This is a genomic window from Halomonas bluephagenesis, from assembly GCF_054790765.1.
Window position 1 is genome coordinate 3,493,957 of sequence record NZ_CP133631.1, and the last position, 22,707, is coordinate 3,516,663.

21 protein-coding genes and 2 pseudogenes are annotated in these 22,707 nt (G+C 52.0%); 10 read left to right on the plus strand and 13 right to left on the minus strand.

The annotated features are described in order from the left end of the window. Position 1: 1 nt before the first annotated feature. A complete protein-coding gene (locus tag REH51_RS15900) occupies positions 2-2,200 on the plus strand; it encodes a heavy metal translocating P-type ATPase (protein WP_009724979.1) in 2,199 nt (732 codons plus the stop codon). Between the two features lie 8 nt (positions 2,201-2,208). On the opposite strand, the gene REH51_RS15905 is transcribed toward REH51_RS15900, so the two are convergent. From REH51_RS15905 to REH51_RS15920, 4 genes are all read right to left on the minus strand, one after another. Further along, the gene (locus tag REH51_RS15905) at positions 2,209-2,505 is read right to left on the minus strand and encodes a winged helix-turn-helix domain-containing protein (RefSeq protein WP_009724980.1); all 297 of its coding nucleotides are present in this window, start codon (positions 2,503-2,505) and stop codon (positions 2,209-2,211) included. A 43-nt stretch (positions 2,506-2,548) separates the two neighbouring features. Next, on the minus strand, positions 2,549-3,625 hold the full coding sequence (locus tag REH51_RS15910) for a PA0069 family radical SAM protein (protein ID WP_009724981.1): 1,077 nt from the start codon (positions 3,623-3,625) through the stop codon (positions 2,549-2,551). 86 nt (positions 3,626-3,711) lie between these two features. Further along, on the minus strand, positions 3,712-5,331 hold the full coding sequence (locus REH51_RS15915) for a methyl-accepting chemotaxis protein (protein ID WP_498936296.1): 1,620 nt from the start codon (positions 5,329-5,331) through the stop codon (positions 3,712-3,714). Positions 5,332-5,466: 135 nt separating this feature from the next. After that, entirely contained in the window at positions 5,467-6,921 is a 1,455-nt protein-coding gene (locus REH51_RS15920; RefSeq protein WP_009724983.1) for a uracil-xanthine permease family protein, read from the minus strand. 527 nt (positions 6,922-7,448) lie between these two features. Here REH51_RS15920 and uraH point away from each other — a divergent pair. The 8 genes from uraH to REH51_RS15960 all read left to right on the plus strand — a co-directional run bounded on the left by uraH (position 7,449) and on the right by REH51_RS15960 (position 16,390). Next, positions 7,449-7,802 carry a hydroxyisourate hydrolase gene (uraH, locus tag REH51_RS15925; protein WP_009724984.1) on the plus strand — a complete coding sequence of 118 codons (354 nt, stop codon included), beginning with the start codon at positions 7,449-7,451 and terminating at the stop codon, positions 7,800-7,802. A 92-nt stretch (positions 7,803-7,894) separates the two neighbouring features. Next, positions 7,895-9,094, plus strand: coding sequence for a urate hydroxylase PuuD (locus REH51_RS15930; RefSeq protein ID WP_498936298.1), 1,200 nt, complete (start codon positions 7,895-7,897; stop codon positions 9,092-9,094). Between the two features lie 182 nt (positions 9,095-9,276). Next, positions 9,277-10,074, plus strand: a complete 798-nt coding sequence (locus tag REH51_RS15935) for an IclR family transcriptional regulator (RefSeq protein WP_009724987.1) — start codon at positions 9,277-9,279, stop codon at positions 10,072-10,074. Positions 10,075-10,426: 352 nt separating this feature from the next. Continuing rightward, entirely contained in the window at positions 10,427-12,214 is a 1,788-nt protein-coding gene (gene gcl / locus REH51_RS15940) for a glyoxylate carboligase (protein ID WP_009724988.1), read from the plus strand. A 68-nt stretch (positions 12,215-12,282) separates the two neighbouring features. Next, positions 12,283-13,059 (plus strand): hydroxypyruvate isomerase, encoded by a 777-nt coding sequence (hyi, locus tag REH51_RS15945; protein ID WP_009724989.1) that lies wholly within the window; start codon positions 12,283-12,285, stop codon positions 13,057-13,059. A 109-nt stretch (positions 13,060-13,168) separates the two neighbouring features. Then, entirely contained in the window at positions 13,169-14,053 is an 885-nt protein-coding gene (locus REH51_RS15950; RefSeq protein WP_498936300.1) for a 2-hydroxy-3-oxopropionate reductase, read from the plus strand. 159 nt (positions 14,054-14,212) lie between these two features. Continuing rightward, positions 14,213-15,535, plus strand: a complete 1,323-nt coding sequence (locus tag REH51_RS15955; protein WP_498936302.1) for a glycerate kinase type-2 family protein — start codon at positions 14,213-14,215, stop codon at positions 15,533-15,535. Positions 15,536-15,658: 123 nt separating this feature from the next. Then, positions 15,659-16,390, plus strand: a complete 732-nt coding sequence (locus REH51_RS15960; protein WP_009724992.1) for a GntR family transcriptional regulator — start codon at positions 15,659-15,661, stop codon at positions 16,388-16,390. A gap of 140 nt (positions 16,391-16,530) precedes the next feature. Here REH51_RS15960 and aceF read toward each other — a convergent pair whose 3' ends face one another. From aceF to uraD, 9 genes and pseudogenes are all read right to left on the minus strand, one after another. Then, positions 16,531-18,213 (minus strand): dihydrolipoyllysine-residue acetyltransferase, encoded by a 1,683-nt coding sequence (gene aceF / locus REH51_RS15965; RefSeq protein WP_498936304.1) that lies wholly within the window; start codon positions 18,211-18,213, stop codon positions 16,531-16,533. Positions 18,214-18,271: 58 nt separating this feature from the next. Continuing rightward, complete coding sequence (locus tag REH51_RS15970) at positions 18,272-18,469, minus strand: hypothetical protein (protein WP_498936306.1); 198 nt, start codon at positions 18,467-18,469, stop codon at positions 18,272-18,274. Beyond that, the gene (locus tag REH51_RS15975; RefSeq protein WP_498937763.1) at positions 18,403-18,903 is read right to left on the minus strand and encodes a transketolase-like TK C-terminal-containing protein; all 501 of its coding nucleotides are present in this window, start codon (positions 18,901-18,903) and stop codon (positions 18,403-18,405) included. The genes REH51_RS15970 and REH51_RS15975 overlap by 67 nt, the downstream gene beginning before the upstream one ends. Then, positions 18,898-19,441, minus strand: a pseudogene (gene aceE / locus REH51_RS15980) (pyruvate dehydrogenase (acetyl-transferring), homodimeric type); the annotation flags it as partial. The gene REH51_RS15975 and the pseudogene aceE, both read right to left, overlap by 6 nt. Continuing rightward, a complete protein-coding gene (locus tag REH51_RS15985; RefSeq protein ID WP_498937775.1) occupies positions 19,420-20,085 on the minus strand; it encodes a hypothetical protein in 666 nt (221 codons plus the stop codon). The gene REH51_RS15985 and the pseudogene aceE, both read right to left, overlap by 22 nt. A gap of 95 nt (positions 20,086-20,180) precedes the next feature. Further along, positions 20,181-20,309, minus strand: a pseudogene (locus REH51_RS15990) (hypothetical protein); the annotation flags it as partial. After that, the gene (locus tag REH51_RS15995; protein WP_498936308.1) at positions 20,309-20,596 is read right to left on the minus strand and encodes a hypothetical protein; all 288 of its coding nucleotides are present in this window, start codon (positions 20,594-20,596) and stop codon (positions 20,309-20,311) included. The pseudogene REH51_RS15990 and the gene REH51_RS15995, both read right to left, overlap by 1 nt. Next, positions 20,518-20,925, minus strand: coding sequence for a pyruvate dehydrogenase E1 component-related protein (locus REH51_RS16000; RefSeq protein WP_498936310.1), 408 nt, complete (start codon positions 20,923-20,925; stop codon positions 20,518-20,520). The genes REH51_RS15995 and REH51_RS16000 overlap by 79 nt, the downstream gene beginning before the upstream one ends. A gap of 103 nt (positions 20,926-21,028) precedes the next feature. After that, complete coding sequence (gene uraD / locus REH51_RS16005) at positions 21,029-21,562, minus strand: 2-oxo-4-hydroxy-4-carboxy-5-ureidoimidazoline decarboxylase (protein ID WP_009725052.1); 534 nt, start codon at positions 21,560-21,562, stop codon at positions 21,029-21,031. A gap of 240 nt (positions 21,563-21,802) precedes the next feature. On the opposite strand from uraD, the gene REH51_RS16010 reads away from it, so the two are divergent. After that, a complete protein-coding gene (locus REH51_RS16010) occupies positions 21,803-22,669 on the plus strand; it encodes a hypothetical protein (protein ID WP_039869991.1) in 867 nt (288 codons plus the stop codon). Positions 22,670-22,707: the final 38 nt, after the last annotated feature.

The following is a 22,707-nucleotide window of genomic DNA, read 5'->3' on the forward strand; positions in this document are numbered from 1 at the left end:
GATGCCAGAAGACAATGAGACTTCTGGCCATAACACTCCCCTTTACACTTTACATGGTATGTGGTGTACCAGCTGTGCTCTGGCGGTAGAGGGTGCGCTAACACGTCTGCCTGGGGTCATCGACGCTAGCGTTCATTACCCCACGGCAACCGTGTGGGTGAAAGGTGCGCGAGAGGCAGTCGATCTGACGGAGCTTGCGCCGGTAGTCAAACGGTTAGGCTATCGGCTAACTGAATTAGAAGCCGTTGATGATGCCCATGAACGTCTTGAACAGGAGAGCCGCTACCTTACCTTGCGGTTGTTAGTAGGCGCCGTATTCGGTATGTGGACGATGTTGGCATCATTGCTTATTTATGTGGGAGCGCTACCGAGCGCATCGATAGAGCAAGTGGTGGCCTGGATATCGGGTGCCTTTGCACTGCCAGTGGTGGTGTATTCGGGCCTGCCGTTTTACCGAGCGGGCTGGCGCACGTTACTTGCCAAACGCCCAGGGATGGATGTGCTGGTTAGCCTTGGCGCGATCGGTGCAGTGAGTGTGTCGATTGGGTTGTTGTGGCGGGGCTCGGCGGAGGTGTATTTCGATACGGCGGTTATGCTGATAGTGCTGTTGCTCGTTGGGCGACTGGTAGAAACGCTGTGCCGCCAACGTGGACTGAAAGCGCTGGATGCACTGGCGTTGCCAGATGCAGCTATAAGCGCTTGGCAAAAGGGGGGCTGGGTCTTACTACCTGTCAATGATGTGGTCGCGGGTACGCGCGTTAAGCTAGCGCCGGGGGAGTTAGTGACGCTAGATGGCATTCTTGATGCTCCCGGTTGGATTGATACCGCCTCACTGACCGGTGAAAGCTTGCCACGTCACTTCAATGTAGGGCAGAAAGTGTACGCCGGCTGTCGCTACTTAGGCACAACGCCACTGGTAATACAGGTCACTGCGGGGGTTGGTAAACGCCGATTGGATCGACTGCGTCATGAAATGCGCCGCTATCAGGCCCAAAAAGGGGAACTGCAGAAACTAGCCGACCGTTTTGCCGCTTGGTTAAGTCCTTTGGCACTTGTGCTCTCGCTAGTGACGTTGCTTGGTACGCTACTCGTTGGATTGGGGTGGGAGGATGCATTGGTGCGTGCGCTCTCAGTGCTCGTGGTGGCATGCCCCTGTGCCGTTGGGCTGGCGGTGCCGTTGGCTAGTCTTGCGGGTAGCGGTCAGGCTATGCAGCAAGGTATCGCGCTGCGCGATCCCGCCGCGCTAGAAATCTTGGCGCGTATTCGTTCAGTAGCGCTGGATAAAACCGGAACCTTAACGACAGGATGCCATGCGGTACTGCACTGGCAAGCACGGGGTGGCATGGATGAACACATGCTGCAGCACAAGCTCACCAGCGCCGTTGCCGGGAGCGAACATCCGTTGGCGCAAGCATTGGCGCGTTGGTCGGGTGGCCAAGATCAACAAAGCTTTCAGCCTTCCATAGAAGACATTGATGAATTCCCCGGGGAAGGACGCCGTGTTCGCCTTGTAAACGGTGAATGTCTGATGATAGGTAGCGCCGGTTGGCTGACACGACAGCAGGTTGATGTTCCTTCCCAAGCGGAAGAGGCCACGCTGGCTTTTGCTTCCCAAGTAATGCTGGCGGATGATTCAGGCTGGCTGGCGACGTTCTACCTGACCGATCAACCCGTCGACGGTGCGGAGCTAAGCGTGAAGCACTTGCTCGCGTCAGGTTATTTGGTTGCAATGATCAGTGGTGATCGACAGGGTGCGGTTAGTTGGTTAGGCGAGCGTGTTGGTCTGGTGCGCGAAGCTTGCTATGCCCAGCGCTCACCGGAAGCCAAGGCACGGCTATTACGTGGGTTACCATCGCCAACACTGTTTGTAGGAGATGGCCTAAACGATACGCTAAGCTTGGCGGCAGCAGACGCTGGCATTGCCCCACTGAGTGCCAGCGAAGCTGCCCGCGAGGGAGCATCCGCCCAACTCATGACGCCAGGGATTGGTGGGGTAGTGAAATTGCTCAACATCGCCAAGCGTACGCGGCGCGTTATGGAGCAAAATCTTGTCTTTTCGGCACTTTATAACACCTTGGCACTTGGCGTGGTGGTCGTCATGGCGATACCACCGTTGATCGCAGTACTCGCCATGGCAATAAGCTCGCTCAGCGTGACGCTTAACGCCGCACGATTCGCATGGTCTGAGCCGGAACAATGAGCCAGTGTTTAAGCGTAACCAAGAGACTGCTTTAGCCGTTCCGCATGAGTAGCAACCCAGTGAGGATCTATCGCCCCCCAGTCACGTATCTGGTAGTGGCCAATATTATGGCGCTCACCTTCGCCTTTCTCGAATACACACTCGATATCCAGCTCCGCAAGTGAGGTGATAGTGTCTTGCGCGGTACGACGAGGCATACCGGTAGCCTCGATTAACGCTGGTACGCTTGCGACGCCTTGCTCAATTAAATGCGCGACATACAAGCGGCGGTAAAAACTTGATTTGGTCTTGCTAAGCGATGTCATTGAATTTCCTTTGGCGGGAAGCTACTAGATCAAGAGGCTTAGCTTAAATGAATAAATCCCCTTGCGCCTGGGGTGGTCGAAAGTCGTGGGTGTTCAGGCCCTGTTCGGTGCGTGGCTGCATGTTCCACTGGCGGCTGGCGCGATTAAAGCGCTGGGCGATCAAGTCGGCAAATACACCTTCACCCCGGAAGCGTTTACCAAATTGTGCATCGTAGTTTTTGCCGCTTCGGCATTGGCGAATCAGGCTCATTACCTTAGCAACTCGCTCTGGGTAGTGGGCTTGTAGCCATGCTTCAAACATTGGTGCGACCTCGTGGGGAAGGCGTAGCAGCATCCACGTTGCTGTGCGAGCGCCAGCGCGGCTGGCCGCTTCAAGAATGCGTTCAATTTCGTGGTCAGTAAGGCCAGGAATAATCGGTGAGACCAGCGTACCCACTGGAATGCCTGCGGTGTTGAGCTCGCGGATCACTTTCAAGCGCGCCTGAGGCGAGGCCGCCCGGGGTTCCAAGGTACGCTTTAGGTTGGCATCCAGGCTTGTCAGGCTAACAAACACCCGCACTAACCGGTGCTCGGCCATCTCTGCGAGCAGGTCTAAATCCCGCAGTATTAGTGTACTTTTAGTGACTAGGGTGACCGGATGCCTGCATGCCAGTAGCAGCTCTAATAAACGACGAGTTGTTTGATATTTTGCTTCCAGCGGCTGATAGCAGTCGGTGTTGCCGGAAAGGTTGATAGGACGACATACATAATGTGGGTGGCTAAGCTCGTCTGTTAAGTGCTCAACTAGTCCTGTGCGGGCGATTAATTTAGTTTCAAAATCGAGCCCCGGTGATAAATCCCAGTAGGCGTGGGAAGTGCGAGCGTAGCAGTAGATGCAGCCATGCTCGCAGCCGCGATATGGATTGAGTGAGCGGTCAAAGGGCAAATCCGGCGACCGGTTCCAGGAAAGTGCGCTCTTGCTGGGTTCCTCGCGTACTTCCGTTGCCAGCGTTGTCGTGGCTTCTTCATGCCACCAGCCATCATCCTCTACCACGCTGCAGGTTGGCGCGAAGCGGTTATGTGGGTCGTATGTCGCACCGCGTCCTTTATATACGGTAGCGCTGGAAGGGGAAGAAGCCATTAGTTGCCACCTCTGCACGGACTAGAGTTGCCATATATGTTTATATATACAGTATATGGCGTTTGGCTCTATGTGCAAGGTGTGGCTTAGTTAGTTAACGCAGCTAGCCGAACACTTGATTGGGTGTTTTCATCGCCGGAGTTGAGTTTAAACCTAAGTACCACCTCGGTTAACCGTTCAGCCTCATGTTCTAACTGAGTCGCAGAGGTGCTGGCTTGCTCCACCATGGCAGCATTCTGCTGAGTCGTCTGCTCCATTTCGCCAACGGCACTATTAACTTCGTTGATGCCGATGCGTTGCTCCTCGCTAGCCACCGCGATCTCATCCATTAAGGTGGTGACACGTTTAACAGATTCCATAATGGCGACCATTGACTCACTGGCTAAGTCAGCTTGTTGAGTGCCTGCTTCTATCTGACTTACTGACGTTGCAATCAATTGACGGATATCCGCAGCGGCATTAGCGCTGCGTGTCGCAAGCAGGCGAACTTCCCTCGCTACCACTGCAAATCCACGTCCATGTTCACCCGCCCGGGCGGCTTCAACTGACGCGTTAAGCGCTAAAATATTGGTCTGAAAAGCGATTGAGTCAATTAGGCCAATTATGTCAGTAATCTGTTGCGAGCTATGACGTATCTCATGCATTTTACTAACCACATGAGTCACGACATCACCACCTTGTTGTGCATTGCGCGCGGCCTCTTGAGCAACGTGGCTAGCCTGCGCTGCGTTGTCACTGTTGCGTTCCATGGTGGCCGTCATTTCTTCAATGCTTGAGGCGGTTTGTGTTAATGACGCGGATTGACGTTCGGTTCGCGAGGCGAGATCTTGGTTGCCTAACGCAATTTCCCGTGCACCTGCAAAGACCTCTTCACTGCTATGACGCACGGTTGCGACTGTCTCCAGCAGATCTTTTTGCATGTTGCGTAGCGAGTTGAAGAGAATGCCGATTTCATTTCGGCCATGCACTTCAATTCCTCTAGAAAGATCGCCTTTAGCAATATGTTGAAAGTGCTCGTTGATGCGTTGCATTGGGCGAATTAAGTTGACGCTTACGCCCCAGTAGACAATGGCAGTGATGATTAACGCGATGATGAATACAGTAACAATAGTTGAATTAGCTAAGTTGACCACTGAAGAGAAGTTATCCAAACGCTTATTACCTTCGTCTTCTACCGTATGAAAAAAATTAACGGCATCTTGATAAAAAGTGTCATAGGCATCATGGGTACCATTGCGCAGGCGTTGGTAGCCAGCAGTGTCCCCTTGGTAAAGCGAGTCAAGTTGAGGAAGTAGTTGGTTACCCATCATGTTATTGAAGCTACTATCTATTTCACGAATGAAATGCTCATGAGAAGGGTTGAATGATAAAGAAAGGAATTCAGCGAACACATTGTCTGCGTTTTCAAGCAGACTACGCATTTCATCAGCTCGTTGGCGTCTTTCAACGGCAGTAAGAGAAGGGGATGCCTCTAGCAGCTCTTCGTACAGACGGCCCATTTGTAAACGTACATTTTGTATCGACGAATTGGTTCTGTTAAGTGTTGATTGTTGATTGACATTGACGTTGGTGAATTGCTCGATGCTTTCCTGGCTATGATTGACCGCGTAGAGGCCGGTGCCACTCAGCAGTAGCAGTAATGTCAGAAAAGAGAATAAAACGAGTGACCAGCTCATTCTCATTGTCAGATTGTTTAAGCGATGCATGTGTCACTCCATTAGTCTCATTATTATGTTCTGCATAGAGAAATAGAACTGCCGGGCTAGCGGCAGTTCTAAAGCGTCGTATATGTTTTAAATAAAGGCTTTTAAATGATGATCTTGTTGCTAATTAACACATCATTATTCGGCATGAACGCTGCGTTGACTAAGATTATCACCCTGGTTGTTGGCTTCTTCCTTAGTGTCTTTATCTTCGTTAGCAATCTTTTCTCTTTCTTTAGCCTCATCTGAAAGAGATTTTTTGGGTAGGACGATATTCAGCGTGAAAGCCGTAATAGCGGCCACAACGATGGGGGCACCACCAATCAAATCTCTTAATACCGCAGGAAACTGTTCGATAGCTGATGGCTCTGCAGCGATGCCTAAGCTTAGTGCTAGGGAAAGGCCGACGATGGTCATATTGCGCGCAGACATCTCATCTTTAACCAGCAACTGGATGCCGGTCATGGTAATCATGCCAAACACGGTAATTGTTGCACCACCTAGAACGGGGTAAGGAATCGTCGTGATCATTGCGCCGAATTTCGGACTGAGACCCGCCAGAATCATAAAAATCCCTGCCAGCGCCAGTACGTATCGGCTAATTACCTTGGTCATGGCTACGATGCCAACATTCTGGCTGAACGTAGAGGTGGGCAGGGCGCCGAAGAAAGAGCTGACGGTAGTGGTTAAACCATTGCCGAGTAGGCCGCCGGTAAGCTCTTTTGTTTTTAGCTCACGGTTCATGCCGCCAACGGTCGTGGCAGATAAATCACCAATGGTCTGAACAGAGTTGATAATACAAATGACGACCATAGAAGCGATGGCTGCTGCGTGAAACTCCATTTCAAATGGCATTACTTTGGGAACGGCTACCCAGGATGCATTGGCTACGTTGTCGAAACTAACCAAACCCAGCGATAGGGAAAGTAAATAGCCCACCACAATGCCCACAATAATGGCTGAGAGCTTAATCACCCCTTTACCAAATTGAGCCGCAATTAAAACAGTGAGTAACGTGACGACAGCGACGATCCAATTAATGGGGTCACCAAAATTGGCAGCATTAACGTTTCCACTGCCCGCCATATAGCGAATAGCGATGTCATATAGCGATAGACCGATTACCAATACCACTGTTCCTGCCACGACAGGGGGGAACAGGTGGCGTATATATTGGATGAAGTAGCCCACCACGACCATGGTCATACCGCCAATCAACTGGGCGCCGAGTATTCCTTCAATCCCATACTGAGCGCCAACCGCCACAAGTGTCGGTACGTAGGCAAAGCCGACACCAAAGATAGCAGGTAAGCGCGCACCGAATTTCCACACACCGTATAGATGGAACACGGTACAGACACCTGATGCCAGTACCGCTATCTGGATAAGCAGGAGCTTTTCTTCGACGCTCGCGCCAACGACTCCGGCAACGATAATAGGTGGTGTTATCACGCCAGCAATCATGGCCAGTAGGTGCTGAAGAGAAAGCGGCAGCACCTTTAGGAATTTAGGTTTTCCATAAAAATCAAAGAGGGAGGTGCTCTTTCCATCTATTCGCGCTCGCTCTTCCGACGAGGCAATTGCGTCACTCATAAGGGACTCTCCATTGTTGTTGTATTCAATGATTTGAAATTATTGTTCATTATTGAGGTTGGTACTGTACACAAAAAATCTGCTGAAAATAAATCATTTTGCCCTATTTATGCTTATCACTTTGGCTAATACCGTCTTTCAAAACGACAAGTAGCGTGGATAAAAACTAAGCTGCATCAGGCCTTTTGATTGTTTTTTTGAATTTAAGTCATTGATTTAATTTTTATTTTCTGCCGATCTGCCTGTTAGGCGAGCGTATTTTTATGGTTGGTTGTCGCCCAGAAAAGAAAATATAGCCAGCTGACGCGGCGTCCAAATCGGGGCGTTAGATGGAGTGAGCAGCGATGCCCAATAAAAATGTATACAAAAATTCTTTGAAATGTGTCGATTTTTTATATAAAAATGTAGTCATGAGGGTTTGGGCTGCGTCGAGTGTTACCCATTTGTGAGCTGCTTTCTGATAGCTGTGACATATGGCAGGGGCGCAGCAACAGTAGTAATTACATTAAAAAGTATAGGAGAAACCGATGGGTTACGTGACGACTCATGTTCTAGATACTGCGCAAGGCTGCCCAGGCAAGGGGATCAAAATTGATCTGTATTGCGTGGTTAATGGCGAACGCAGATTTCTCAAAACGGTAACCACCAATGATGATGGCCGCTGTGACCGCCCCATATTAGACGGCGCTGAGTTACAAGAAGGGGAGTACGAGTTGGAATTTCATGCAGGGGCTTACTTCGCAAGCCGGGGTGACCGGGTTAAGGAGCCAGCATTCTTAAACGTGATACCGCTTCGCTTCGGGGTTAATGACGCCACACAGCACTATCACGTGCCATTACTGCTATCGCCCTATGCTTACTCGACGTATCGCGGCAGTTAAAGAGACTTGAAAAATAGTCCTGATAAAAATAGCCCTGATAAAAAATCTAATGCTGCCGACTAACAACAAACAAATGAGGCGAGGAAGCCGACATGCTGTCCTACTTAATTGATTTTTCTAATTTTATGCTTCGCTGGCTACACGTTATTGCCGCGATTGCCTGGATTGGTGAGTCTATCTACTTTGTCATGCTAGATAACGGCTTAAAATCCCCTAAAGATGAAAACTGCCGCAAAAAAGGCGTGTTTGGTGAGATGTGGGCCGTGCACGGTGGCGGCTTCTATCACAATCAGAAATATGCCACCAGTCCGGAAAAGCTGCCTGATGACCTCCACTGGTCCTTCTGGAAGGCTTATACCACCTGGTTATCAGGTTTCGCCTTATTCATTATTTTGTACATGGTCAATCCCGGCTTCTATCTGGTCAATCCGAACAGTAACTGGGAGTGGCCTGCCAATATGACGGGCTGGCAGGCCAATGTTTTGGCGCTGACCTTTTTGTTATTGGGTTGGGTGGTTTACAACGAAATGTGTAAGCGCATCAGCCCCAACATGGAGCGCGATGGCCTATTAAGTATTGGTGTTGCGATCATGATGGTGGTGGTGGCGTACCTGAGCACTCAAATGTTCTCAGGCCGTGCCGCATTTTTATTGACCGGGGCTGTTATGGCCACGGCGATGTCTGCCAACGTGTTCTTTTGGATCATTCCTGGGCAACGCCGCATTGTTAAAGCGATGAAAGCAGGCGAAACACCAAATCCGTTAGACGGCAAACGTGGTAAGCAACGTTCGGTACACAATACGTACTTTACGTTACCCGTTGTCTTATTAATGATCAGTAATCACTACTCTTTCGCCTACTCTCATGCCCATGCGTGGGTAATCATGGCGCTGTTGATTTTTGCGGGTGCGTTAATTCGTCAGTACTTCGTGTTGATGCACGCTGGGAAAATACAGCCTGGTTATCCTGCAGTAGGCGTTCTCTTGATTATGGTGGCGTTCTGGATAGGGATGCCGAGTAGCCAGCAGATTAATTCCAATACAGAAAGTGGGCCGGATATTGCCGATGTGCAAATGGTTATTGAACAGCGCTGTGTCGCGTGCCATGCCCAGTCGCCTTCCCAGCCTGGTTTCTCTGCACCCCCTGCTGGCTTTGCTTACGACAATCTTGATCAAATTTTGCATCACAAAGAGAGCATTCAGCAGGTGGTGGCCAGTGGTTACATGCCCCTTGGCAACATGACCAATATGAGCGATGAAGAGCGCGCATTAATTCAAGCGTGGTCTGAGTAGCCAGCTCGTTCGTTGTGACGTCAGCAGCTAGCACCGCTAGCTGCTGTATCAACGGAGTTCCTCAACGAATGCCCAAGGTTGCTTTATAGCCGTAATGGCAATCGGCCAATGATAGATTTGCGCAGGCGTTGGGGGTTTTACGTTATCTCGATAATACAAATAACGAAGTGAGTTACCCCGCCATGAGTGATAAGGAAAAAAAGCATTTAATTCCCGCGCTTGAACGAGGGCTGACGATTTTAATGGAACTCAATCGTCATCATCGTGAGATGAGTTTTGCCGAGATCGTTAAACGCGTTGGCTATCCCCAGTCGACTTCGTATCGTGCAGTACAGACCTTGGAACATATGGGGTTTCTTCGTCATCACCCGGTAACCGGATTGTACTCGCTGGGTGTTAACGTGCTGAAGCTGGGCTTTGAATATGTGGCCTCATTAGATGTTGTACAGGTAGGCCATCCGGTTATTGAGTCGCTATGCGAGCAGACTGGCTGCTCAAGTCACATTGCCGTTAGGGATGGAAGGGATGCAGTTTATGTGGCCCGTGTGGGTGCCACTAACGCCACGATTCGTCGCGTTAGCGTAGGAACAAGAATTCCACTGCACTGCACTTCATTAGGGCGGCTGCTTCTGACAGACCTCTCAAAAGAGGAATTTGAATCGCTCTACCCTGATGATCAACTGCTTAATAAAGAACTCGGTGCACCCATCCGGCGTGATGTTCTGTGGGACTTAGTTCAGGAAGACCGTCAGCGTGGTTATGTCATTGCAGATTCTTACTATCACTTTGGTATTTCATCGATCGCCTACCCGCTCTACAACCATGATGGGGTAGTGGAGGGGGTCGTTAGTATTATGGTGCCTGTGCATGAATTTGCCGAGGATGAGCGAACCAAGCTGCAAGCGCTGGTGCAAGAGGCCGCGAGAACAATCTCCGACATGCTAGGACACGACCAAGCCCTTGCGAAACGCGATGGTTAGGCGTTGCAGGCGGCAATAGCACTCTGCATGCGGGGTTAAATCTACAAAATGTTTACCACTGTATGGACTGGATGCAAAAGCACCGGTCCGATTGGCATGCCTGTTTTTACCAATACCGAGAGCGTTTCGTTAGCAACGCTTGTGCTCCCTTATACGTATTTATACGCAATATAGTGGCTTTCAAATATCTGATTTTAAATGTTTTTTATTGCGTCTTCTGATTTTAATGGAAATATTTTCCATTAAATATTGACAGTGCGTTGGATGGCGCATACTTTGAATATTGTCTCGTATACAAAATTAAATACAAAAATGAATACTAAATGTATTCAATCTTCGAGGAGAAGTTGTGATGGCCAAAATGACAGCTGCAGAAGCCGCCATTCACGTCCTGAAAAAAGAAGGTGTTGATGTTGCCTTTGGTGTTCCAGGTGCTGCGATCAACCCTTTCTACGCTGCGATGCGTAAAGTGGGTGGGGTGGACCATGTGCTAGCACGCCACGTGGAAGGTGCTTCACACATGGCGGAAGGGTATACCCGTACAACTGCTGGCAACATTGGTGTGTGCATCGGTACCTCTGGCCCCGCGGGCACGGATATGATTACGGGGTTGTATTCTGCCAGTGCTGATTCAATTCCGATTCTATGTATCACTGGCCAAGCTCCCCGCGCCAAGATGCATAAAGAAGACTTCCAGGCCGTCGACATTCAGACGATTGCTGGCCCAGTGACCAAATGGTCCGTGACGGTGATGGAGCCTGCTCAGGTGCCGCGTGCTTTCCAGAAAGCCTTCCAGATCATGCGTTCTAGTCGCCCTGGACCGGTACTGATCGACCTGCCCATCGATGTACAGATGAGCGAAATCGAGTTCGATCCGGACACCTACGAATCACTTCCGGCTTATAAACCCTCAGCATCACGTGCCCAAATTGAAAAAGCACTGACGATGCTTAACGAAGCCGATAAGCCGCTGATCGTTGCCGGTGGTGGCATCATCAACGCCGATGCTGCCGAGCAATTAGTTGAATTTGCCGAGCTAACCGGTGTGCCAGTCATCCCGACGCTGATGGGGTGGGGAACGATCCCGGATGACCACCCGTTAATGGCAGGCATGGTAGGGCTCCAAACGTCGCATCGATACGGTAATGCGACCATGCTGGCCTCTGACTTTGTCATGGGAATTGGTAATCGTTGGGCCAACCGACACACTGGTAATGTAGAAACGTATACAAAAGATAGAAAATTTGTTCACGTTGATATTGAGCCAACGCAAATAGGTCGTATTTTCGGGCCTGACTACGGCATCGTTTCTGATGCAAAGCTTGCCCTAGACCTGTTTATCGACGTCGCTCGTGAAATGAAGGCCAGCGGACAGCTGAAAAATCGTAGTGCCTGGGCACAAGAGTGTCAGGAACGTAAACGCACACTACTGCGCAAAACTCACTTCGATAACGTGCCGGTGAAACCCCAGCGTGTTTACGAAGAGATGAACAAAGTTTTTGGTAAGAATGCACGCTATATCAGCACCATCGGTTTGTCTCAGATTGCCGGCGCTCAGTTCCTGCATGTGTACAAGCCCCGGCACTGGATTAACTGTGGCCAAGCTGGGCCGCTAGGCTGGACAGTGCCTGCGGCACTGGGTGTTTGCCGTGCCGACCCTGATGCCGAAGTGGTTGCGCTGTCTGGCGATTACGACTTCCAGTTTATGGTAGAGGAGCTAGCGGTTGGGGCACAGTTTAACTTGCCGTATATCCACGTGCTGGTGAACAACTCCTACCTCGGTTTGATTCGTCAGGCCCAGCGTGGCTTCGACATGGATTACTGTGTCCAGCTCTCGTTCAAGAACATCAACTATACCGACGAAGAAGCGGCGCTCGCTGAGTATGGCGTAGATCACGTGTCGGTTGCTGAAGGCCTTGGCTGTAAAGCGCTACGTGTCACTACACCCGATGAGATTGCGCCTGCGTTAGAGAAAGCGCGTGAGCTAATGCGCCAATACCGCGTGCCGGTCGTGGTGGAAATTATTCTAGAGCGCGTTACCAATATCTCGATGGGCACTGACCTTGATGGGGTTAATGAGTTCGAAGCGTTAGCTGAAAACCTTACCGATGCACCGAGCTCTATTGCCAGCCTGACGTAACGCACCAAGGTGCTTCCAGGCAAGTCGCTGAAGTCGTTATTAAGACGCTAAAACGTTAGGAGAACACTATGGCTAAGTTTGCCGCGAATCTCAGTATGCTGTTCACTGAAGTCGATTTTCTTGATCGCTTTGAGGCCGCCGCAAAGGCGGGCTTTAAAGGGGTTGAGTACCTTTTTCCCTATGACTATGCGGCAGCTGACATCAAGCAGCGCTTGGATGCGAATGGCCTAACCCAAGTGCTGCACAACTTACCTGCGGGAGATTGGGGAGCCGGCGAGCGAGGCATTGCTTGTCATCCCGACCGGGTAGAAGAGTTTCGCGCCGGTGTGGATAAAGCGATCGACTATGCCACTGCGCTTGAGTGCAAGCAGGTGAACTGTCTTGCGGGTATTAAGCCTGAGGGCGTTAGTGATGCTGAGGCTCACCGTACCTTGGTCGAAAACCTTCGCTACGCTGCCGAAAAACTCAAAGCAGCCGGCATTTTGCTGCTTGCAGAACCTATCAACACCCGTGACATCCCAGGCTTTTTCCTTAATCGCACCGAACAGGCGTTGGCACTTTTTGACGAAGTCGGCAGTGATAATTTAAAGCTGCAGTACGACATCTATCACATGCAAATCATGGAGGGCGATCTTGCGCCCACTATTGAAAAGCATTTCGCGCGTGTCGCTCACGTGCAGCTGGCGGATAACCCAGGGCGCCATGAGCCAGGAACAGGTGAGATCAATTATCCCTTCTTATTTAGCCACCTACAGCAGCTTGGCTATGACGGCTGGATTGGCTGCGAGTACAAGCCCAAGACCACGACAGTCGAAGGTTTGGGTTGGTTAGATAAGGCGCGTTAACCCTGTGTGACTTAAAGCAGGCAAGTGAGTAGATAGTCGATAATTCAAGAAATCTAAATCATTTGGAAACAATAGGTTGGTTTCTGAAAGACGCGAATGGAGAACAATTATGAGTAAGATCGGTTTTATTGGTTTAGGCATTATGGGTCGTCCTATGGCGGGCCACCTGCTCGACGCTGGTCACTCGTTGGTGACCGTTAAACGCGGCACATTGGATGCTGCGCTTGCCGAAAAAGGCATGAGTGAAGTCGCTTCACCCAAAGCGGTTGCTGAAGCGTCTGACGTCATTATCACCATGGTGCCCGACACGCCCGATGTCGAAAGCGTATTATTTGGTGAGGAAGGCGTGATTGAAGGCCTGAAGCCCGGCACTCTGGTGATTGATATGAGCTCCATTGCCCCGATGCAGACTCAGGCATTTGCCAAGCGGATTACCGATGCAGGCGGGGAATTTGTCGATGCGCCGGTTTCTGGTGGTGAAGGTGGTGCGATTAACGCCGCGCTTACCATTATGGTGGGTGCAACAACGGAAGGGGTTGAGCGAGCCAAGCCATACCTGGACGTTGTTGGGAAGACGATTACCCACATTGGCGGCCACGGGGCAGGTCAGACGTGCAAAGTGGCTAACCAGATTGTGGTAGCACTGACCATTGAAGCAGTAGCAGAAGGGTTGCTGTTTGCCTCTAAAGCAGGTGCTGATGTTGCTAAAGTGCGTGAATCATTAATGGGCGGTTTAGCTCAATCGAAAATACTCGATGTTCATGGCGAGCGCATGATCAAGCGCACCTTTGAGCCTGGGTTCCGCGTTCGTCTGCACCAGAAAGATCTCAACTTAGCGTTAGAAGGTGCCAAAACGTTAAACCTGTCATTGCCAGGCACCGCCAATGCACAGCAGTTGTTCCAAGCGTGTGCCGCCAACGGGGGCGAAGATTGGGATCACGCAGGTATTGTGCGCGCTTTAGAAAAGTTGGCAGACCATGAGGTTGGCCAATAACGCGCCTTTGTCAGGCAGGCCAACGTCTGTTGGCCTGCCATTAAGTTCTTTTTACTGAGTTTTAAGTTCTTTTACTAAGCTTTCCAAGCTCTTTGTTTATGTTCTTTTCTAAGCTCCTTTCTGAGCCCTTTTCCTGATCCCTGCCCGAGGAGTCTTTTGATGAATTCCCTTGTTCGCTTGGCGCCTTTTACCAGTGAAGAGGCAACCCGCCAGTGGCTGAATCAACTGGCCGAAACGGCCATTGCTGCCGTACATCCCGATAGCTTATTAACTGCTCAGTTGCCTGAAAAACCGCCAGGCCGAACTGTCGTCGTGGGCGCGGGTAAGGCTGGCGCCGCCATGGCGCGCGCATTAGAGTTGGCGTGGGAAAAACGCGCTCGTGAGTCAGGCGAAGAGGTCGACTTAACGGGCGTAGTAGTGACCCGTTATCAGCATGGTGCAACCTGTCGCTATATCGATGTACTGGAAGCCTCTCATCCAATGCCTGATGCGCTGGGTGAGCAAGCCGCTAAGCGCATGCTTGATGAAGTGAAAAACCTGGGTGAAGACGATCAAGTGATCGCACTTATCTCAGGAGGCGGCTCTGCGTTAATGACCCTGCCGGCGGATGGTATTTCGTTAGAAGACAAACAGGCTCTTAATAAGGCGCTGCTTCGGTGTGGTGCACCGATCCGTGAAATCAACACCGTAAGGCGCCACTTATCGGCGATTAAAGGCGGGCGGTTGGCCACTGCTGCGCACCCCGCGCAAGTGGTGACGTTACTTATTTCGGATGTTCCTGGTGACGTGCCTTCATTAATTGCCTCAGGCCCGACACTGCCTGATAACACAACGTCGTTAGATGCGTTGGCAATATTAACCCGCCATGAGCTTGAGGTGCCTGAGCACGTGAAACGCCATTTAATGGCCGATCATCGTGCGCCTCAGACCTGGAATCAAGGATTTGCACGGGATAAATCGACTATCCTAGCCCGTGCGCGGGACGCACTGAAGGCCGCTCAACTCAGTGCCGAAGAGAGTGGTTTAGAGGTAAGAGTGTTAGGTGATGACCTTGAAGGGGAAGCAAGAGATTTAGGCATTGCCCAGGGGCGTATGGTGTGCAAGTTGCAGGCTGAAATTACTCGTCCGCTGCTGGTACTGTCAGGCGGCGAAACGAGCGTTACCGTGCGCGGTAATGGTCGAGGAGGGCGTAACGTTGAGTACCTGCTGGGGCTTTTTGATACGCTAAAAGGATGTGATGGCATTTATGCGATTGCCATTGATACCGATGGAATCGATGGCTCTGAAGATAATGCAGGCGCGTTAATTGGGCCTGAGTGCTGGCAGCGGGCTAAGGCATTAACGCTTTCTGCCCAGGATTACCTTGCCCGTAACGATGCGTACAGTTTCTTTGATGCTTTAGATGACCTCGTGGTAACAGGGCCAACCCGAACCAATGTTAACGATTTCCGAGCGATTCTTATTCTACCCAACCCGTCGTAAGGTTGTCGTTGTTCCCGCTTAACTATCCAATTACCCGTTAAGGCATTGTTTTGTGTGGTTCTGAGTGGTTGTCCGAGGGGTAAACATGATAAGTTTCGTCGAGGTTCATTAGAGAGTTAGGCCATGACCCTCGGCTGGCACAAGAAAGGTTTTACCAAAACGAAAGAAGGTCGCGTTAGCGATCAAGATATTGTTGAACACATCCGGTCTGCGGTACTGATGCAGCGACTGGCACCAAATACAAAACTGCCTGAAGTCACCATAGGCGATGTATTTGGCGTCAGCCGTTCAGTGGTGCGTAAAGCGTTAACACGGCTTGATGCTGAACATGTTATCGACCAACGACCGAATCAGGTCGCCCGCGTCAGAGCACCTTCGATTGACGAAACGCGAGAGACGTTTTCTGCGCGTAGGTTAGTGGAAGGTGAGATTGTCTCACTGTTGGCGGGTAAGCTGGATGTGGCGACTTACAAGGCGTTAGAGAAGCAGGTCGCCCTTGAAAAGCAGGCGTTTGAAAACAGTGACGAACCGTCACGCATTGAGCATTCCCTCAATATTCATCATCTCCTTGCCCAGCATGCCCCTAATCGTATTTTGGGCGCGATGTTGACCGATCTCGTCTTGAGAACGTCAATTGTCATCGCTCTCTATAAGCGTCCGGGCTTGTCTTCTTGCTACTTGGAAGGCGATCATGCGAACTTGCTTGGGCACTTGGCGAGTGGTGATGCACAGGCGGCTAAGCAGGCGATATACACTCACCTTAATAGCTTAGAGTCTTTGCTGGTACTGTCGTCTCAAGAGCCAGAAAACGACGATTTGATGACTATTCTAGGCGGTAAATCTGTTAGGGCGTGATTCGCTAGCCCTAGGTTTTCGATAACCATCGATTTTCGGTAACCCTGGGGTTTCGCGAACAATAGGTTTCAATGCTCCAAACTGATGTCTCAAACAAGCGGCGCCCTATTGGGCGCCGCTTGTGGCTTACTGTGAAACGATTACAGCAGTAATCGGCGAATATCCGTCAGCACATCGGCCAGGAAGGCCGTAAAGCGGGCGGCATCCGCACCGTTAATCGCCCGGTGATCGTAAGAGAGCGATAGCGGCATCATTAAGCGCGGCTGGAAGGCACTGCCATCCCATACCGGCTTCATCTGCGCTTTCGACACCCCCAGGATCGCCACTTCCGGCGCATTAACGATCGGTGTGAACGCGGTTCCACCAATCGAGCCAAGGCTCGAAATGGTGAAGCAGCCACCGGTCATCTCATCACGCTTAAGCTTCTTGGTTTGCGCTTTCTTGCCGAGCTCCGCCATCTCCTTGGCAATCTCAATCAAGGATTTTTTATCGGCGTTGCGCACTACTGGCACCATCAGACCATCAGGTGTATCCACGGCAATTCCGATATGCACGTAGTTTTTCCATACCAGCGTTTCGCCGTCGCCTTTCAGGCTAACGTTGAACTGGGGGAATTTACGCAGTGCAAAGGCACAGGCTTTAACCATAAACGGCAACGGTGTCAGCTTGGCGCCTTGGGCTTCGGCTTCAGCCTTCATGGCTTTACGGAAGCTTTCAAGCTCGGTAATGTCGGCCTCGTCGAACTGCGTCACGTGAGGCACATTGAGCCAGCTGCGGTGCAGATTGGTCGCACCCATTTTAAGCAGGCGACCCATCGGCTTCTCTTCCACGTCGCCAAACTGGCTGAAGTCGACTTCTGGTATCGCGGGAATGCCAGCACCACCACTCGCTGCTGGGGCAGCCGCTGTTTGTGCTTTACCTTGGCTGGCAATGGCCTGTTTCACGTAGGCCTGCACATCTTCTTTCAGCACCCGGTCTTTCGGGCCACTAGGCTTAACAAGACTAAGATCAACATTTAGTTCACGTGCCAGCATGCGTACTGCTGGGCCTGCATGTACCAGCTTACTATCCCGTGGCTGATCATCAGCGATTTGTGCTTCCGGACTCGGGGTGCCTTCAGGAGAAGGGGCTTGTTTTGCTGGTGCTTCAGCGACAGGTTTTTCAACGACCGGCTCTTCAGCAGCGGCTTGCTCTTGCGGCGCGTCTTCGCTGTTGTCGCCACCTTCACCAGCGATTTCCATCTGGCCGATCACGTCGCCTTCCGAGACGGTATCGCCTTCTTTGACCGTGAGCGCAACGATCTTACCACCGTGCGGGCTGGGTACATCCATCGAGGCTTTATCCGACTCGAGGGTGATCAAAGTGTCTTCGGCGTTGACGTCATCGCCAGCGCTGACCGCGACTTCGATGATTTCAACGTTGTCTGAACCACCCAAGTCCGGCACTTTGATGTCAACGGCCTGCTTCCCGCCACTGGCTTTCTTCGCTGCCGGTGCAGGGGCTTCTTCCTGCGTCGGTTTGTCTTCTTTCGCTGGCGCGTCGTTGGGCTGGCTGTCAGACGTCTCTTCGCCACCGCCTGTGCCGCCTTCAACCTCCAGCTCAACGATGTCGTCGCCTTCGGAGACGCTATCGCCTTCTTTGACCAGCACTTTGAGCACCTTGCCGCCTTTCGGGGCCGGGACGTCCATGCTGGCTTTGTCAGATTCCAGGGTGATTAGGGTGTCTTCCGCTTCAATGACGTCGCCTTCTGACACCGCAATCTCGATGATTTCGACATCGGTATCACCACCGATATCGGGAACTTTGATGATTTCGCTACTCAAGGTCGCGCTCCTTCCAAATCGGATCGAGCCGGCGGGCGTTTGCCCGCCGGGCAGCGGTTTAGCTGGTCAGCGGGTTCGGCTTGTTGGCGTCGATGCCATACTTCTTCAGCGCCTCGCCGACATGCTTGCGATCAAGCTCACCGCGGTCCGCCAGCGCACGTAGCGCCGCCACGGTGACGAAGTAGCGGTCTACTTCAAAGAAGTAGCGCAGCTTCTCGCGGGTGTCGGAACGGCCAAAGCCGTCTGTACCCAGCACGGTGTACTCGCTTGGCACCCAGGCACGCACTGGTCGGCGTAGAGCTTCATGTAGTCGGTGGAGGCAATCACCGGGCCGTCACGGCCTTCCAGGCACTTCGTCACGTGGGGCTTGTTGCCCTCAACGTCCGGGTTCAAGAAGGCTTCACGCTCCAACAGCAGCGCTTCGCGACGCAGCTCGTTAAAGCTGGTCACGCTCCAGATATCCGCGCCAATGCCCCAGTCGTTGGCCAACAGCTCTGCGGCGGCTTCGACTTCGCGCAGGATGGTACCGGAGCCCATCAGTTGCACGCGGCCCTTGTCGCCTTTCGTTTCGTTGAGCAGGTACATGCCTTTGACGATATCGTCGGTGGGCACGTTGTCGATTGCTGGGTGCTCGTAGTTTTCGTTCATCACCGTCAGGTAGTAGAAGCAGTTCTCTTTGTCGGAGAACATGCGCTTCAAACCATCCTGGAGGATGACCGCCACTTCGTGGGCGTAGGTCGGGTCGTAGCTGCGGCAGTTGGGATGGTGGAGGCTTGAATCAAGCTGTGACCATCCTGGTGCTGCAGACCTTCACCGTTGAGCGTGGTACGCCCAGCAGTGCCGCCGACCATAAAGCCGCGGGCTTGCAGGTCACCGCGGCCCAGGCCAAGTCACCAATGCGCTGGAAGCCGAACATCGAGTAGTAGATAGAACGGCAGCAGGGTAACGTTGTTGTTGCTGTAGGACGTCGCGGCGGCAATCCACGCGACATCGCGCCAGCCTCACTAATCCCTTCTTCGAGAATCTGGCCTTTCTGATCCTCGCGGTAGAACATGATCTGGCCTTTATCGACCGGCTCATATTTCTGACCTTCCGAGGTGTAGATGCCGAGCTGACGGAACATGCCTTCCATGCCGAAGGTACGCGCTTCGTCAGGAATAATCGGTACGACATGTTTGCCGAGCTTCTTATCCTTGACCAGACCGTTCAGGACGCGCACGAATGCCATAGTGGTCGAGACTTCGCGCCCTTTGGAACCACCATTTGCGAGGCAAAGGTTTTGTCGTCCAGGCTGGGGATCTCCAGCGCCTCAAAGTCACTGCGGCGGGCCGGCAGGTAGCCGTTCAAGCGTTCCCGCTGCAGGTGCATGTACTTAAGCTCGGGAGAGTCTTCTTCCGGCTTGTAGTAGGGCACGTCTTTGAGCTGTTCGTCGGTGATCGGAATACCAAAGCGGTCGCGGAATTTGCGCAGCGCTTCGTACTCCATGCTCTTGACCTGGTGGGCTTCGTTGGCGGCTTCGCCATCGCCGCTGCCCATGCCGTAGCCTTTAACGGTGTGCGCCAGGATGACCGTGGGCTTACCGTTGGTCTGGTTGACCGCTTCATGGTAGGCCGCGTAGACCTTGAACGGGTCGTGACCACCGCGGTTGAGCTTCCAGATGTCTTCATCAGACAGGTCATTGACCATCGCTTCGGTTTCGGGGTACTTACCGAAGAAGTGCTCACGGGTGTACGAACCGCCGTTGGCCTTGTAGTTCTGGTACTCACCGTCGACTGCTTCATCCATGCGTTTTTGCAGGATGCCTTTCTTGTCCTTCTCGAACAGCGGATCCCAGTGACGCCCCCAGACGACCTTGATGACGTTCCAGCACACGAAACGCCTTCGAACTCGTCCATGACGCGGGAGTTGCCGCGTACCGGACCGTCCAAGCGCTGCAGGTTGCAGTTGATGACGAAGATCAGGTTATCGAGGTTTTCACGCCCCGCCAGGGAAATCGCGCCCAGTGACTCCGGCTCATCACACTCGCCGTCGCCCATAAAGCACCAGATCTTGCGGTCGTACATGTCTTTCAGCTCACGGTGATGCAGGTACTTCATCACGTGGCTGATAATGCCTGAATCGGGCCAAGCCCCATCGACACCGTGGGGAACTGCCAGTAATCCGGCATCAGCCAAGGGTGCGGGTAGGAAGACAGACCATCGCCGTCGACTTCGCGACGGAATTTGTCCATCTGCTCTTCAGACAGACGGCCTTCCAGATAAGAACGCGCGTAAATCCCCGGGGCAACGTGGCCCTGAATGTAGATCAGGTCGCCTTCAAAATCACCTTTGGGGGCGCGGAAGAAGTGGTTAAAGCCGACATCGTACAGCGTGGCTGACGACATAAAGCTGGCAATGTGGCCGCCCAGCCCGGGGTTGGCGCGGTTATTACGGATGACCTGAGCAATGGCGTTATAACGGTCAACGACCGAATGCGGCGCTCCATAAACAGATCGCCGGGCATCGGTGCTTCGCGATGCACAGGGATCGTATTCCGGTGCGGGGTTGTCACCGAGAAGGGCACCTTCATCCCGTCCCGGCGCAGGCGATCCGCCAAGCGGGTCATCAGGTAGCGGGCACGATCTTCGCCCTCACGATCCAGTACTGATTCCAGGGATTCTAGCCACTCCGTGGTTTCGAGCGGATCGAGATCTTCTCTTGTCTCCAGACTCATAGAGGTCTCTCCGAATGACGATAAAAGGTAAGCCTCACAGCCTGAAGGGCCGAGCACCACAGGTCAGGCTGAAAGGAAAATACAAGCGCTAAGCGCGTGAGAATTACGCTGACTCGGCCGCACGCATGTGAAGGCGGAAGCGCGCTATCTGGATGATTTGCTCAATAGCGGTTTGACGCTCGGTAGCGGCGTCGTTTTCAAGACGCTTTTCGAACGCATAAAGGATGGCGTGTCGATCAAGCCCTTTAACAGCAATCACAAAGGGGAAGCCGAACGTATCTTGATAGGCCTGATTCAGGCGTTGAAAGCGCTCAAACTCTTCGGTTGAACACTGATCTAGCCCCGCACCTGCCTGCTCACGGGTGGAATCCTGGGTTAGCTCACCCGCCAGCGCTGCTTTCCCGGCAAGGTCTGGGTGAGCGCGGATGACAGCAATTTGCTGATCAATATCAGCACCCTTAAGCACATTGCCCATGCAGTCAGCTAGCACATCTGGGTCATCGTGTTGGTCGGTAAACCCCTGTTTCCAGGCGGTTTCGGCTACCCAGGGTGAATGTTCAAAAACGTCCCCGTAATGCTCAAGAAAGGCGTCTAAGCCAAGGCGGCTGGGGCGAGCTGCTTTTAAAATATGCGGCATTGTATTCTCCTCTTGTATTTGTTTATCAGTTTTATTGTATACAATAAATATTGCTAAATGTACTCTAAGAGGTGCCGTTTCCGCAAAAAAATCGCTATCGCATCCGCGGGAAGCGGGCATAACGGCGTTAGAAAGGCCTTTATAGAAAGGTCTTTATAGCAAGATCTCTATAGGAGGGCCTTTACAGAGGGGCTCTTAGAAAGATGTCTAAAAACAAAATCAAACAACAAAGGGTTTTGCATGTTGAAGAGCAAACGAGCAGTGACAGCGTATCTGGCGATAGGCGTTTCTCTTGGCGCTATCTCGGTAAGTGCCCAAGCGGCGACATGGAGTGATACGTTTGTGGGCTATCGCTATGGAACGCAGTTTACCGAGCCGAATAACCCAGAGAACATAGAGAAGCATATTCTTCAGTTTACCCATGTTAGTGGTTACTCACTGGGCCAAAACTTTTTAAATCTGGACGTGCTTCAGTCCAGCAGCCAAGACCCCGCCAATAACAGTGATTCAGGGGCGACTGAAGCCTATTTAGCATATCGGCATCAACTCCATGGGGGCGGAGTGTTCAATGAGCCCATCGCTTTCGGACCCGTCAAAGACATGGCGCTGACGTTTGGGTTTGACCTAAACACCAAAAATACTGGCTTTGCACCACGTAAACGTCAGCTAGTAGTGGGGCCAACGTTTAAATTTGATGTGCCGAGAGGCTTTGTGGATCTAAGTCTCTTCTATAGCCGTGAATGGAACCACTGCGGCTTGCCACCTTGTGGACTGCCAGAAAATCAGAACAGCATTTCGTTTGATCCCTATTACCAAATTAACTTGGCCTGGGGGCTGCCGTTTGAAGCTGCGGCGTTACCGCTAAAATTCCAAGGGTTCTATAACTACAACAGCGAAAAAGGAGACGATTACTTTGGGGAAGCGACCAAGCCTGAGCAGTTAATGCGCACCTCGTTGATGCTAGACGTCGGGCAAGTTGCCTGGGGCACGGAAAATTCCTTATGGATGGGCGTCGGTTATGAGTATTGGCGCAACAAATTCGGAAACCACAGCCAACCGGGTGTCGATACCGATGCCATGACCTTTAATCTGGAATGGCACTTCTAAAACCAACCACTGCTACTGGCTTAACCGATACCCCTTGG